Source organism: Paraglaciecola sp. 25GB23A (assembly GCF_040012495.1).
GTDB lineage: Bacteria > Pseudomonadota > Gammaproteobacteria > Enterobacterales > Alteromonadaceae > Paraglaciecola.
This window is the reverse complement of the sequence record NZ_JBDYKM010000026.1, coordinates 1-14,588: the sequence shown is the minus strand read 5'-3', so window position 1 is coordinate 14,588 and position 14,588 is coordinate 1. Positions and strand designations below refer to the sequence as shown.

15 protein-coding genes are annotated in these 14,588 nt (G+C 41.4%); 9 read left to right on the top strand and 6 right to left on the bottom strand.

Annotated elements, in window-relative coordinates; translation table 11 throughout:
• Genes rsxD through nth form a run of 4 tightly spaced genes read left to right on the top strand, consistent with a single transcriptional unit; the run spans position 1 to position 3,128 of the window.
• On the top strand, positions 1-1,077 hold the full coding sequence (gene rsxD / locus ABKW31_RS19990) for an electron transport complex subunit RsxD (RefSeq protein ID WP_348618393.1): 1,077 nt from the start codon (positions 1-3) through the stop codon (positions 1,075-1,077).
• Positions 1,074-1,742 carry an electron transport complex subunit RsxG gene (rsxG, locus tag ABKW31_RS19985; RefSeq protein WP_348618361.1) on the top strand — a complete coding sequence of 223 codons (669 nt, stop codon included), beginning with the start codon at positions 1,074-1,076 and terminating at the stop codon, positions 1,740-1,742. Before rsxD ends, rsxG begins: the two co-directional genes overlap by 4 nt.
• Position 1,743: 1 nt before the next feature.
• Positions 1,744-2,442 (top strand): electron transport complex subunit E, encoded by a 699-nt coding sequence (locus ABKW31_RS19980; protein WP_348618360.1) that lies wholly within the window; start codon positions 1,744-1,746, stop codon positions 2,440-2,442.
• Between the two features lie 26 nt (positions 2,443-2,468).
• Positions 2,469-3,128: an endonuclease III gene (gene nth, locus ABKW31_RS19975; protein ID WP_348618359.1), complete on the top strand. Its 660-nt coding sequence runs from the start codon at positions 2,469-2,471 to the stop codon at positions 3,126-3,128.
• Between the two features lie 110 nt (positions 3,129-3,238).
• Here nth and ABKW31_RS19970 read toward each other — a convergent pair whose 3' ends face one another.
• A complete protein-coding gene (locus ABKW31_RS19970) occupies positions 3,239-4,165 on the bottom strand; it encodes a diguanylate cyclase (protein WP_348618358.1) in 927 nt (308 codons plus the stop codon).
• 340 nt (positions 4,166-4,505) lie between these two features.
• On the opposite strand from ABKW31_RS19970, the gene ABKW31_RS19965 reads away from it, so the two are divergent.
• Positions 4,506-5,264, top strand: a complete 759-nt coding sequence (locus tag ABKW31_RS19965; protein WP_348618357.1) for a hypothetical protein — start codon at positions 4,506-4,508, stop codon at positions 5,262-5,264.
• Positions 5,265-5,328: 64 nt separating this feature from the next.
• On the opposite strand, the gene ABKW31_RS19960 is transcribed toward ABKW31_RS19965, so the two are convergent.
• Positions 5,329-5,667: a Grx4 family monothiol glutaredoxin gene (locus ABKW31_RS19960; RefSeq protein WP_348618392.1), complete on the bottom strand. Its 339-nt coding sequence runs from the start codon at positions 5,665-5,667 to the stop codon at positions 5,329-5,331.
• A gap of 292 nt (positions 5,668-5,959) precedes the next feature.
• On the opposite strand from ABKW31_RS19960, the gene ABKW31_RS19955 reads away from it, so the two are divergent.
• Together ABKW31_RS19955 and ABKW31_RS19950 are read left to right on the top strand one after the other, a co-directional pair.
• Positions 5,960-6,538 (top strand): Fe-Mn family superoxide dismutase, encoded by a 579-nt coding sequence (locus ABKW31_RS19955; RefSeq protein ID WP_348618356.1) that lies wholly within the window; start codon positions 5,960-5,962, stop codon positions 6,536-6,538.
• Positions 6,539-6,651: 113 nt separating this feature from the next.
• Positions 6,652-6,975, top strand: coding sequence for a VF530 family protein (locus ABKW31_RS19950; protein ID WP_348618355.1), 324 nt, complete (start codon positions 6,652-6,654; stop codon positions 6,973-6,975).
• Between the two features lie 463 nt (positions 6,976-7,438).
• Here ABKW31_RS19950 and ABKW31_RS19945 read toward each other — a convergent pair whose 3' ends face one another.
• Both ABKW31_RS19945 and ABKW31_RS19940 read right to left on the bottom strand, forming a co-directional pair.
• Positions 7,439-9,490 (bottom strand): NADPH-dependent 2,4-dienoyl-CoA reductase, encoded by a 2,052-nt coding sequence (locus ABKW31_RS19945; protein WP_348618354.1) that lies wholly within the window; start codon positions 9,488-9,490, stop codon positions 7,439-7,441.
• A gap of 53 nt (positions 9,491-9,543) precedes the next feature.
• A complete protein-coding gene (locus tag ABKW31_RS19940; RefSeq protein WP_348618353.1) occupies positions 9,544-10,395 on the bottom strand; it encodes a crotonase/enoyl-CoA hydratase family protein in 852 nt (283 codons plus the stop codon).
• Between the two features lie 160 nt (positions 10,396-10,555).
• Between ABKW31_RS19940 and ABKW31_RS19935 the strand changes: the two genes are divergently transcribed.
• Positions 10,556-11,161: a TetR/AcrR family transcriptional regulator gene (locus ABKW31_RS19935; protein WP_348618352.1), complete on the top strand. Its 606-nt coding sequence runs from the start codon at positions 10,556-10,558 to the stop codon at positions 11,159-11,161.
• Positions 11,162-11,288: 127 nt separating this feature from the next.
• Here the strand turns inward: ABKW31_RS19935 and ABKW31_RS19930 are convergent, their stop codons facing one another.
• Positions 11,289-12,908, bottom strand: coding sequence for a choline dehydrogenase (locus tag ABKW31_RS19930; RefSeq protein WP_348618351.1), 1,620 nt, complete (start codon positions 12,906-12,908; stop codon positions 11,289-11,291).
• A 250-nt stretch (positions 12,909-13,158) separates the two neighbouring features.
• Here ABKW31_RS19930 and ABKW31_RS19925 point away from each other — a divergent pair, with 250 nt between their 5' ends.
• Entirely contained in the window at positions 13,159-13,881 is a 723-nt protein-coding gene (locus tag ABKW31_RS19925; protein ID WP_348618350.1) for a hypothetical protein, read from the top strand.
• A 264-nt stretch (positions 13,882-14,145) separates the two neighbouring features.
• Here ABKW31_RS19925 and ABKW31_RS19920 read toward each other — a convergent pair.
• On the bottom strand, positions 14,146-14,588 hold a 443-nt coding region (locus tag ABKW31_RS19920; protein ID WP_348618349.1), incomplete at its 5' end, for an IS3 family transposase.

Genomic DNA, 14,588 nt, shown 5'->3' with positions numbered 1-14,588 from the left:
ATGAATTTAAATCTGGCGAGCTCACCGCACCAGCATAATCGCCGTAATACCGGCCAAGTAATGAGACTGGTTATTTATGCGCTGATCCCAGGCATCATCTTACAAACCTACTTTTTTGGTTTTGGTACCCTGATTCAAATCGCCTTAGCTATTATCACAGCGGTCGTGACTGAAGCCAGCATTCTAGAGTTACGTAAACGTGATTTTGAACGCAGCTTACGTGATTACAGTGCGGTCTTAACGGCAGTATTGTTAGCCATTAGTCTTCCGCCTCTGGCGCCATGGTGGGTTATTGTCATTGGTACGTTTTTCGCTATCGCAATTGTAAAGCAACTGTATGGGGGCTTGGGCTTTAATCTATTTAATCCCGCTATGGCTGCCTATGTTATGTTATTGATTTCATTTCCGTTGCAAATGTCCCAATGGCTGCCACCTCAGAGCTTAGCCCAATATAATAATTCCTTTGTCGATAGCTGGTACACCATATTTACCGGGTTTAGCCAAAATGGCTTAAGCCTTAATCAACTGCGTTTTGGTTTTGATGGCAGCACAATGGCCACTCCCTTAGACACCCTCAGAACTGGATTAGCCAAAGGGCTGACTTATACTGAAAGTCTTGAACACACTATTTTTGACAGCAGCATTTATTCGCTAAACGTTGCATGGTCTTGGATTAGTTGTGCCTTTTTACTCGGCGGTTTGCTACTTATCAAACAAAAAGTCATCAACTGGCATATACCGGCTAGTATGATGCTCGGCATCATTGTCATGGCAAGCATCATGTTTTTAGTTGATGGCGATCATTATGGCTCAGCAATTTTCCATGTATTTAACGGTAGTATCATTGTTGGTGCCTTTTTTATGGCCACTGATCCTGTATCCGCGTCGACCACGAACAAAGGAAGGTTAATTTTTGGTGCGGCAATTGGCATCTGGGTTTACCTTATCCGAACGTGGGGTGGCTATCCCGATGCCGTAGCTTTCGCCATTATTATTATGAATATGGCGGTACCACTAATCGATTATTACACTCGTCCGCGAGTCTATGGCCACAAGACGAAAGCGAGTACAAAATGAGAAAGTCGGTCAGTAAAAATGGGCTTATTTTGGCCATATTTGCCATGCTAACAAGTGGTTTAATTGCTATTACTTACTTTGCTACTCATGAACAAATTGCCCTGCAACAACAAGCTAAGTTACAGGGCATTCTAAATGCTATTATTGCCCCAGGCTCATATGATAACGCCATAGCAAATAATTGTATTAACGTGACTTCATCGGAGTATTTAGGCAGTAAAGAACCCCAGCGTATTTATCGGGCATTTAACAACAATCTTCCTGTTGGGGTAGCGATAGAAACGACTGCCCCCGATGGTTACAGTGGTAAAATTCAGTTAGTTGTTGGTCTGACAGATGATGCACAGGGCAATGTTATCATCACTGGTGTGCGTGTATTAGATCACAAAGAAACGCCAGGACTTGGCGATAAAATCGACTTACGGGTTAATGATTGGATCCTCAGTTTTACCCAAGTTTTATTTAGTCCTGAAACCAGTGAACGCTTTGCAGTTAAGAAAGATGGCGGGCAATTCGACCAGTTTACTGGTGCAACTATTTCACCTCGTGCCGTAGTGAAAGCTGTTAAACGCAGTGCCTTGTATTACCAGCAAGAAAAACAAGCCATATTTAGTGCCGCTAATGCCTGTAGTTTAGATGTTCTTACCCGACCAGAGAAAAACTAAGATGAATGAATTCAAACAGTTGAGTTGGCAGGGTCTATGGAAAAACAATCCTGCCTTGGTGCAATTATTAGGCCTTTGCCCTTTACTCGCGACCACGGCAACCTTGATAAATGGTCTCGGCTTGGGTTTGGCCACAACCTTAGTTTTAATCGGTTCAAATACCACAGTTTCCTTGATTCGAAATTTTGTGCCTAATGAGATCCGCATACCTATTTTTGTGATGATTATTGCGTCTTTTGTCACTATTGTGCAGCTTTTAATGAATGCTTATACCTTTACTTTGTATCAGGCACTTGGCATTTTTATACCCTTGATAGTCACTAATTGCGCCATCATTGGTCGAGCAGAGGCCTATGCAGCAAAAAATCCGGTTGGTCTGGCTGCCATAGATGGCCTGATGATGGGTTTAGGCTTTACCTTAGTGCTGGTTATTTTAGGCGCAATGCGCGAAGTGCTGGGATATGGCACCCTGTTTGCTGGTGCCAACTTATTATTTGGTGACTGGGCGAGTAATTGGCAAATAACCTTATTCAGTGCAGATAATCCTTTTTTATTAGCTATTTTGCCACCTGGCGCTTTTCTCGGTATGGGTTTGTTAATTGCGCTTAAAAATGTGCTGGATAAACGAATGGAGAAAGCATTCGCCGCTAAAACAGAAGTAAAAGTTGTTCAGCGGGCACGGGTTACTGCAGAAAATTGAGCCTAAGCAACGAAGATAAAATTTAGATGAACAAACAAAAACGCATTGAAATGCTTACGCGCTTGCAGGCTGAGAATCCTCACCCAACAACCGAGCTGAACTTCACATCCCCCTTTGAACTGCTTATTGCTGTGATTTTATCGGCTCAGTCAACCGATGTAGGCGTTAATAAAGCTACCGCGAAATTATATCCCGTAGCAAATACCCCAGAAGCAATTTATGCATTGGGCGTTGAGGGTCTCAAATTCTATATTAAAACTATTGGCCTATTTAACGCCAAGGCTGAAAATGTGATCAAAACCTGTGACATGTTAATAAAATTGCATCAGTCACAAGTACCAGAAAATCGTCAAGCCCTAGAAGCCTTGCCCGGTGTTGGTCGCAAAACTGCCAATGTGGTACTCAATACGGCTTTTGGTTGGCTCAAAGATAATGAAGGTAATTACTTTATTGCAGTCGATACCCATATTCAACGGGTAGCGAATCGTACCGGCTATGCTAAAGGTAAAACGGTTGAACAAACTGAACAAAGCATCATCAAAAATACCCCCAACAAAGCTCAGTTCTTTTACAATCTGCATCACTGGCTAATTTTGCACGGCAGATATACTTGTATCGCCAGAACGCCTCGTTGTGGCTCGTGCATTCTTGAAGACTTGTGTGACTACAAAGATAAAAGTGAGTGATTTTTAGTCTTTGCTACACGTTTATGGTTAATACTTCAACAGATTAGTAATCTTTTTCTTGTTTTTAATCAAATGACTCATGAAAAATTAAAACATAAGGCAAATACACCTTATCCGAGCGCCTGATTCCGTCCAGCCGATTTCGCTTTATACAGCAATTTGTCTGCCTCTTGAATAACATCGAATAGTGTAGTTTGCGTGTTTTGATCGTTGTAAGTCGCAACACCTATACTTAAGGTAATGCGCGAAAAATCTGACTTGGGGTGGTCTATGTTGGTTTGTTTTATTTTTTCGAGAATGTTCTGTGCCACATGCATGGCGCCTTGTTTATCAGTATCAACTAACAGACCAAGAAACTCCTCGCCTCCAAAACGAACAAGCATATCGGTGGGTCGCTTTAATACATCCACAATGCTATCTGCAACTTGGTGCAAACATTCATCGCCTTGTAAATGACCAAAATGATCGTTATAAAGTTTAAACCAGTCTATATCAATCATCAGCACACTCACCAAACTGTGGCTACGTTTTGATTGTTTCTCTAACTTCGGTATAACATCATCTAAAAAATGACGATTATAGGCCCCAGTTAATTTATCAACGTATGACAAGTTCAATAATAAATCAGTTTGCAATTTGTGCGTAAGGTGAGCGCGCACCCGATTGCGCAGTTCAACACCATTGACCGGCTTTGCAACAAAATCAACAGCTCCTGCATCCCAACAATCTGCTTCCTGTTGCTCATCTTGCACGCCAGTAATGAAAATGATGGGAATATGTTGTATTTCTTCATTACTTTTAATCAAGCGACATGTTTCAAGGCCATCCATTCCCTTCATCACCACGTCAAGTAGAATCAAATCTGGTTTTTGGCTCAAACAAGCGTCAATCGCATCTTGCCCAGAGTGCACGCTACTTACGTGGTAGAGTTCACCCAACATATGTTGCATAATTTCGCAGTTAATCGGCTCGTCATCGACAATTAAAATCCGAGCGTCGGAAATAAGGCGTTTGTATCTAGCTTTTATTTTTTCCATTTGTCACCGATTATTGATGTTTTTAAATCACAATTCATCTGGTTCCCAAGTATAAACCTGTTTCAACTTTAGGTTTACATAATTAATAAACTTAAGATATCAAACAATATCTCAAATTGTCACTCACTATATTGAAGTGTGTTACAGCGCCTCAAAGCTGGGAGATGTTTTAGATCAAGTGCACCCTGCTTATTTTTGCCCCAGTTATTCTCTAAGTCACAGTTTTTTTTAATTGTTAGCTCACTTTACCCTGATTGTTTGATATCTTATAGAGCAAATACAGTGACTCAAACGGTTCACAGTCTCAATAAGCCTTAACAGCAGGAATTATATAAATATCATGGCGATAGAACCAATGGATGATATGCCCAAAATTACCTTAGAAAGAGATGACCTAGAGTCATTTCAACGTACTCGGGCGCAATCAAATAAACCCAACTCGAATAAAAACAAAACGCCAGGAGATGCTAAATCGACGCGGTCAGGCTCGCCTTCTTGGCTAATATTTATATTGGTGTTGGGCATCGTGATTGCCGCAGGCGCTTACTGGTCAATTCAGCAACAAAAAACCTTAAGTCTTGCACAAGAACGCATTAGTGAATTAGAACGTCGATTGTCCGCTACAGGCGAAGAGTTAGATCAATCAGCTGTAGCTCTGCAAGTGAAAGTAACGGAGTTGAGTAAAAAAACCGAAGATTTGTGGGAACAAATGGACAAATTATGGGCTTCTGCATGGCGTCGCAATCAAGCAGAAATTGCAGATTTAAATGGTGAATTGCAAAAACTTAAATCAAGTTATGACAAAAAGATTAAAAGTCTAATTGATAGCAATGAGCAACAAGACACCAGTGTAGTGAGTTTAAATAATCAACTAACTCAGCTGAATCAAAACCAGAAAGTTAACCAAGAGACTCAAGATCTGCTAAAACGTACGATTCAAAGTAATGAGCAGCAATTGACTAGTTTGCGTGAAAAACTCATATCAAGCGCTTTAGGTAACAATAACTTAACCAACAAAGTAGATGAGCTGAATAGTAAATTAACTAGCTTAGAAAAAAGCTTGAACAAAATACCACCTGCACAATCAAGCCCCCTTTAAATTAAAAATAAATAAAAAAATAGAGCGATATCGCTCTATTTTTTTATCACATGTGTAGCTAATACTACTCAGCGTTTTGGCTGGGGTATTTCGCAGCAGTTTCTTTAATAATTCCCTGCAGTTCACCTTGCTGTACCATTTCAAGAATAATGTCACAGCCACCGATAAGTTCGCCATCTACCCATAACTGCGGGAATGTCGGCCAATTGGCATATTTAGGCAGCTCTGCGCGAATATCTGGGTTTTGCAGAATATCCACATACGCGAACTGCTCTCCACATGTCATTAATGCTTGTGACGCTTGCGCCGAAAAACCACAACTTGGGAATTTAGGCGAGCCCTTCATATACAATAAAATCGGATTTTCTTTAAGTTGTTGCTGAATTTTTTCAACGGTTTCAATATTTTCCATTTTTTCGCCTCATATCAAGTATGGTCATAGTAATGGCCACTAGTTTATCGCTTTTCAAGGCCAGTTGAAATCAAAGCGCAATATTTTTACTGTTTTGGCAACTTAAGTATTTTCTTCTAAAGCAAGACTTGAAATAACCCCCTATTGACGCAATATATGATCCTTATGCAGCGTTTTATTTATAAGTAATATTCACACTGCACTTTTACTCTGGGCGATTAAAGTCTAGCATTTAGCATTCAACGACTTAATGCACACATCAACACCTAAATGGAGAAATAACATGGCTTTTGAACTTCCTGCGCTTCCTTATGAAAAGAACGCTTTAGAACCACACATCTCTGCAGAAACTTTGGAATACCATTACGGTAAACATCACGCCACTTATGTTACTAAGTTGAATGGTTTGGTTGAAGGTACTGATATGGCTTCTAAAAGCCTAGAGGAGATTGTAAAAAGCTCTGAAGGCGGCGTATTTAACAACGCAGCACAAATCTGGAACCACACTTTTTACTGGAACTGCTTAAGCCCTAATGGCGGCGGCGAACCAACGGGCGCTCTTGCTGATGCTATCAGAGCAAAATGGGGGTCTTTTGCAGACTTTAAAGCGGCTTTAAATGACAAAGCAGTCAACAACTTTGGTTCAAGCTGGACGTGGTTAGTCAAAACAGCAAATGGCTTAGACATTGTTAACACTAGCAACGCTGGTACTCCATTGACTGACAGCAGCGTCACACCATTGTTGACTGTTGATTTGTGGGAACATGCCTACTACATCGATTATCGTAACGCGCGTCCTAAATATCTAGAAGGTTTTTGGTCTTTAGTTAACTGGGATTTTGCTGCAGCAAACTTCGCATAAGACTAATTAAAGATATCAAAGCCCTGTTCTAACAGGGCTTTTTTTTACCAACTGTCCTTAGTGCAGAAAAAAACGTTATACTGCATCGTAAATAAATATTCCAGCGGCATAAAATGACCACAGCACAAAATAATAACCCCTTGCACGCCGTGACCTTGCAGAAAATACTCGAAGATCTGGTTGAAAAACTCGGTTGGGAAAAGATGGCTATTGCGGTCCGTATCAACTGCTTTAGTAGCGATCCTTCAATAAAATCGAGTTTAAAATTTCTGCGTAAAACCCCTTGGGCACGGGAGCAAGTTGAACAGCTGTATTTAGCAAAAATCGCCAAACAACCAAAAGCAAAAACCACAACACAACGAGATAGCAGCCCACCTAAAGTTGATAGTGCTGAAACAACGGGATTTGTGTGGCCAGAGGTGAATAAACCAGACTAGACCTTGGTTTAAAAAAATGACCAGCAGTCACTGAGACTCGCTCCATTACTGAGTATCAGCACTCAGAGTAAATTGCATCAACCTGCGGGGTTTGCATGTTTAAGACTTACTTTACTGTTTAGTGTTGAAGAAGCAATGAGTCAAGGAAAGGTAAAAATTCCTTAAATTGTGCCAACATTAACAAAGCTAAGCAGCTTGCTTAATTCCAATTGCTCTGCAGTAAAGGTTTAGCGGAATGGCCTTACTTAGTTTATCTGAGGTTTTGGAAAGAACTAGGTTTAACTCAAGGATGGCTTGCAACCCAGCAGGAAACTGTATGCAAAGCAGTTAATCTTCTTAATCCCAAGCTATGCGCTATCATGCAGCGATACAATAGAGCTGCCACTTTTATAATATCCCTTAGACAAAGACCTCCAACATAAACACAGTGCGCAGTAATAAGTTATCACTGCGCACTATCAATCTATACAGCCATGGCGACTAAAGTTCCTTGCTTAATCGCTCGTTTGGCATCGAGTTCAGTGGCAACGTCAGCTCCACCTACTAGTTGATAAGGTTTGCATAGGCCATCCACCAATTCTTTTAAAGGATCTTGTCCAGCACAGATGATGACATTATCAACTTCTAAGACTTGCTCCTCGTCATTCACTCGAATATGTAAACCTGCATCGTCTATTCTTAGGTATTCAACGCCAGCTAACATATGTACGCCTTTACTAACCAAACCAGCTCGGTGCGCCCAACCTGTAGTTTTACCTAGACCAGCACCAACTTTGGTCGTTTTACGCTGCAACAAATAAATCTCACGAGGCGACGCTTCTGGTTTAGCTTGCATACCTTCGATTCCGCCACGATGAGAAAAAGTCATATCAATCCCCCACTCCTGCATAAACGCAGGAATATCCAAACTCGGGGTTTGTTTGCCATGAGATAGATATTCGCTCACATCAAAACCAATACCACCTGCGCCAATCACCGCTACTTTTTTGCCTACTGGCTTTTTATGGGTAATAACGTCGATATAACTGAGTACTTTGCTATGCTCAATACCTTCAATGGGTGGTGTCCGCGGTTTTATACCTGTAGCAAGAATAACTTGGTCAAAATCACTTTGATTAAGTTCACTGACGCTGATGCGGGTATTTAATTTTAAATCAATATTTAACAAGGCTATTTGCCGTGCGAAATAACGCAAGGTTTCAGAAAATTCTTCTTTACCGGGTATCTGTTTAGCAATATTAAACTGACCGCCAATTTCACTGGCCGAATCAAACAGTGTAACTTTGTGCCCGCGTTTTGCGGCGGTTGTGGCTGCAGCTAAACCCGCGGGCCCTGCACCTATTACAGCCACTTTCAGTGGAGTAGTCGTTAATTCAATATTCATTTTAGTTTCGTGGCAAGCACGAGGATTCACTAAACAACTTGTCATTTGTCCTGCAAACACATGATCTAGACACGCCTGATTACAACCAATACAGGTATTAATTTCATCGGCTCTGTCTTCAATAGCTTTGAGAACAAATTCTGGATCGGCTAAAAATGGCCGAGCCATAGACACCATGTCAGCATCGCCACGAGCAAGCACTTGCTCAGCGACTTCTGGTGTATTAATTCTATTAGAAGTAATCACTGGAATAGTTAAGGCCTTACGAAACTTAGCCGTTACCCAAGTGAACGCGGCACGGGGAACCTTAGTCGCAATAGTCGGGATACGCGCTTCATGCCAACCGATACCAGTATTGATAATTGTTGCGCCAGCTTTTTCTATCGCTAGACCTAACTCAACCACTTCAGCATAGTTTGACCCGCCTTCAACTAAATCAAGCATCGACAAACGATAAATAATTATGAACTCTTTACCTACTGCCTCACGCACTCTACGCACGACTTCAATCGGCAACTTTATGCGGTTTTGATAATCACCGCCCCATTCGTCATCTCGATGATTGGTGCGAGCGGCAATAAATTGATTAAGAAAATAACCTTCAGACCCCATTATTTCTACGCCGTCATAGCCCGCTTTCTGGGCCTGACTGGCAGTGAAAATAAAGTCTTCAATTTGCTTTTCTATGCCCTCTTGATCAAGAGCTCTGGGTTTAAACGGATTAATAGGCGCTTGAACCGCAGAAGGAGCCACTAAGGCGGGATTATAAGCATAACGACCAGTATGTAATATTTGCATGCAAATTTTGCCACCATGTTGATGCACGGCATCGGTGATCATTTTATGATGACCCACTGCCTCATCAGTATCTAAACGCTTGGTATCTTTATGCGTAGCACCTTCATCATTTGGGCCAATTCCGCCTGTCACTATCAGCCCCACACCGCCTTTTGCGCGCTCAGCAAAATAAGCAGCCATGCGCAAGTGGCCATTAGGCGCTTCTTCTAAGCCAGTATGCATTGAGCCCATTATTACGCGGTTTTTTAAGGTAGTGAAACCTAAATCCAAAGGTTGGAGTAAATGAGGATACTTGTTTGCACCCTTGCTCGTATTGGCGTTGTTATTTGTCATATATTTTCCTAAAGCTAGTGTTTTGCCGAAACTGTTTATTAATTTGCTTGAATTTACATACTGGACATTTTTTTATGTAAGGGCGCATATTCAGGTAAACGCTTTTGTTGACCCGCTGTCATGGCCTCTTGCACATCGGGCATTTGAAACATGCCAGCTTGCCATGTGGCCATGTAATTAAGACTGTCGTTTACCGAGTGATCACGGCTGTAGTTGAGCATTTCTTTACATCCAGACACTGCCATAGGTGAGTTCATGGCTATTTTGGCGGCAATAGCCATAACGGCGGCTAACATACTGCTCTGGTCGCTAAAGACTTGATTAACTAAACCACAACTTTGCGCCTCTTGGGCCCGCATATTGCGGCCAGTAAAAGCGAGCTCTCTGACCAAACCTTGCGGAATAAGATGGGGTAAACGTTGCAAGGTGCCAACGTCGGCTGTCATACCCAATTCCGTTTCTTTGATTGTGAAATAAGCATCTTCAGTGCAATAGCGGCAATCGGCTGCACTGACCATATCCACAGCTCCGCCAATAACGCCACCTTGCATAGCGACTAATACTGGTATGCGTGCCTCTTCTAGGGCGTTAAAACTATCCTGTAATTCCAACACCATGCGGCGCATACGCTCTGCCCTGCGAGCAGGCTCACCATTAAAACTCTTACCCATTTCGGTGAATACGGACAAGTCCATTCCAGCGCTAAAGTGTTTGCCTTGAGATGAAATAACAATGACTCGGGCTTTTGCATCCGCGTCAATTTGACGCACCACTGCTGGCAATTCACTCCAAAAAGCAGGGATCATACTATTCAGAGCCTCGGGACGGCTCAGTTGAATATGGGCAATATGGTGTTCAATGGATACGGATAAGGTCTTTAACGTTGAAAAATCAATGGTGTGCACAAGCTTTCTCCAATTTATGGAATACAGTAATTTAAATTAACATTATTTTAATCTAGACAGCGTCAAGTTAAGGGTTTATGTTGACGCTGTCAAGATCAGCGCCTATTAATAAATTTTATACATATCTGCAAACGAGAGTTATAGACCATTGGCTAAAAAGTTGGAAAAAAATAGTTATCATCACGGTGATTTGCGCAGCTCCTTAGTTGATGCTGCCAGTATAATGTTAAAAGAAAGCGGCATTGATGGCTTATCACTGCGTAAATTAGCCGATAAAGTTGGCGTATCTCGTACCGCTCCCTACCATCATTTTAAAGATAAAAACGAACTACTCTGCGCCATCGCTGAGCAGGGTTTTATGCACTGGCAACAAGACGCTACCGCTATTTTTAACAGCGTGGGTTTAACGGCTAGAGAAAAGTATCGCCAGTTTATTCGCGGCTATATTGCCTATGCCGCGGATAATCCTGAGCTTTACGATTTGATGTTTGGTCGTACGATATGGAAACAAAACAGCGCAACACAGAGCTTACGCAATATCGCTTACCCAAGCTTTCATCAACAGGTTGAAATGACAAAGGAATGGCAAAACACTGGTATTATGCCGGCTACAGAAGATACATTGCGCCTAGCTCAGGTGACGTGGGGCACCCTACACGGCATTGCTCGTTTACTTATTGATGGAATTTATGCTGACCGCAGTCACATCGATGAAATGTGTGAGTGTGCAGTCAACCTATTTACTAGAAGTCATGACCGAGAATAAAAATCCCTGCCGCTATTTTTCATCCAATTTAATATCGCATTACTAATGCGATTAGCAGATAAAGTAGACTGAAATCCGAATAAACATAATATTAGCGAACTACCAACACACTAGTTTGCCAAAATCATTAAGACTTATAATCTTGTTTAATTAAATCAGCGATACGCTCAGCGATCATAATAGTTGGCGCATTAGTATTGCCACCTATTAAGCTTGGCATGACCGAGGCGTCAACCACACGTAAACCTTTTATGCCTTTAACCTTTAGATTTTCATCAACCACGGTCGTTGGATCTTCGGCTTTACCCATTTTACAAGTACCAACTGGATGATAAATAGTTTCGGATTTTTTACGAATAAAGTCTAAGATCGCTTCATCAGACTGGGCTTGAGGTCCAGGTCCTATCTCCCATGCTTGATATTTTTCAAATACCTTTGCTGATAAAATCTGGCGAGCCTTGCGCACTCCAGCGATCATTACTTTTTGATCATCGACATGGCTAAGATATTTAGGATCTATTATCGCAGGTTGGGCTGGATCATTTGATTGTAAACGGATTTCACCACGACTTTTGGGGTATAAACCACAAACATGTACCCCAAAGCCATATCCAAAAGCGGTTGTGCGCCCATGATTTAGTAATATGGCAGGTAAAAAATGATATTGAATATCTGGGCTACCTTGTGCGTACTCTGTACGATCAAAACCGCCAGCTTCCGCTACGTTGCTACTCAAAATACCTTTACGCTGAAATAGGTAATCGAATGACGCCTTTATATAACGAGGGATTGCGGCAAAGCTCACCGCATAACTATCGCGATTCTTGCAACGAACTTGCACAATCGCGTCTAGGTGATCTTGTAAATTTTGTCCTACCCCAGGTAAATCTACCACAGTCGTTATACCATACTCAGCCAGATGTTTTTTTGGGCCGATACCCGACAACATTAAAACTTGCGGAGAGTTAATCGCACCGGCACTTAATATCACCTCTTTGTTAGCTTTTAATTCAAGTAACTGCTTGTTGAGTTTAACTATTACCCCTGTTGCTTGGCCGTTCAACGTAGTGATCTTCTGCACTAAGGCCTTGGTTAATACTGTTAAATTTGGCCTACCTAAGGCTTCAGTCAAGTAACCTTTGGCCGTTGAACAGCGTTGACCATTAATTTGAGTGACTTGGTACAAACCTAATCCTTCACGTTCGTCACTATTAAAGTCGCTTACTTCTTTTAGTCCAACTTCATTGGCAGCACTGACAAAGGTATTCGACAAGGGGTTAACGTGACGTAGGTCGCTTACGCTAAGGTAGCCACTATCACCGTGGTTTTCATCAGCACCATGTTGTTGTTTTTCTGATTTAAGAAAATAAGGCAAAACGGATTGCCAGTCCCAGCCCTTAGCGCCTAGTTTATCCCAGCGCTGATAATCTTCCTTAACACCTCTGATATAACACATGGCATTTAGTGAACTAGAGCCCCCTAACACCTTTCCTCGTGGCCAAAATAACTCGCGCTTGTTAAGTTCTGTTTGCGGAGCAGTATTATAGCTCCATCCCAAATTAGTCAAACGTGACAACAAGGCCAAACCAAAAGGGATATGAATGAAAGGACTAGTGTCTTTACCCCCCGCCTCAATTAAACAAACTGAAAAATCTTTATTTTCAGTTAAACGAGTGGCTAATACAGCACCAGCTGAGCCCCCACCTACAATTATAAAGTCGAACTGTGTTTGTGAGTTTGTTTGCATATTCATCTACTTGCTAATACTTGAGGGAATGGTATTGAGGACGTTTAGCGCAAAACACTAAACCAACCCAACACATCTGACGTCATACCAGTTAGTGTATCAAAAAAGAATTTTAAGTGTTACTTAAATGTTAAACCCTTTACGCCTTTCTCAATAATTTGCCTTAACTAAAACCTTACTACTAAAGCTACATTTCGTTTATCATTACCCGTCACTACTATCAATTTACGACTTTTAAAGGAGTCTTTATTTGTTAAAATCGACACATAAATTGACTCTAAAACTGTGGTTTACCAAATGGTTTATCCATTTTAAAAAAATTCGCTATGTAGAATATTCGTCAGCAGAAATCGAGGACCTAATTAAACCCCATTTACCTCAAACAGTACCAATTAGCGTACCTAGAGGTGAAGGTAAACTGGTTTTATTATCTGCTGAAGTGGATATGCCGAAAGCTTTTGATCTATTGCATTGCCAATTACTTTGTTCGTTTGAAATCAATTATTTAGCCAGTCCCATCTACCGGGCGCATTTACTTGTCAGCTTGACGGCAAAGCCAGATTATGACCCACAGCAACAAGCGGTATACTTAGCAGAAACTCGAATTGTTAATATTCGCCTAGTTAAAGATGAATATTCAATAATTAAAGACTACAAAAGTTTATTAAGCCTGTTTATTCCCAGTCCAGTGTTGTCCTTATTTACCGGAACGATGAAAAATGCCTTTAATTTAATGAGCAGTACCGTACCTGTCGAAATGAATGACTATTTAAAATTATATGTTGATGGCAGTAAACAACGAGTACTCGATTATCATCAGTCACAACTCGAGAAAAGAGTCGCAGAAATGACCCAAAGTGAATCATTACGCTACACCATGGATGAAAATATCTGGGAAGAATGGGTATTTATTAATCTAGGTAAAGAAGTGGTGATTGAAGAGGGTAAGTTGAGGTTTAAGCTAAAGAGCTAAGCTGTGCTAATTCATCCACGTCTTTTTGTGGTGAATTAGCGCAAGTTGAGTCGAACTGTCTATATGACGTGTCGTTTCCGTGTTAATTCAGCCGAGTCTTTTTTCGGTGAATTAACGCAAGGTGAGCCGAACTGTCTATATGGCGTGTCGCCCACCTAGCCTATCTTGTGCTGTTGCTGTTGCTCTTGCTCGAAACTCGTCGCTAGCAGCTCGCAGCTGAAAACAATCTGTCTCTATGTCCCGTCCTAAAATAAGTTGACGGTTTTAAGCCAGCATTTTTTGCTGGCTTTTCATTATATGCACTTTGTTAGGTGTGTTCATCTCTAAACTCAAGTGCGGCCTTAATTCGTTGTATATGTTTATCGATTCACTGACTAATACACTTAGCTCATCCAGTGTATTGCATTGATAGATTAAGAACTCTTGTTTCAGTATTCCGTTTATGCGTTCAGCGAGCGCATTTTGATAACAGTCATAGCCATCAGTCATTGAAGGGCGGATGTTATTTGTCTCAAGTACTGATTGATACAACGTTGAGCAGTATTGCAATCCTCGGTCTGAGTGATGAATAGCATCATGGTCGTAACGTCTATTTTGTATCGCCATATCGAGCGCTTTAACGACATCCGTCGCTTTCATTTCATTACTGACATGATAACCGACTATCTTGCGTGAGAAGGCATCTGTGACCAATGATAAATAGTGGA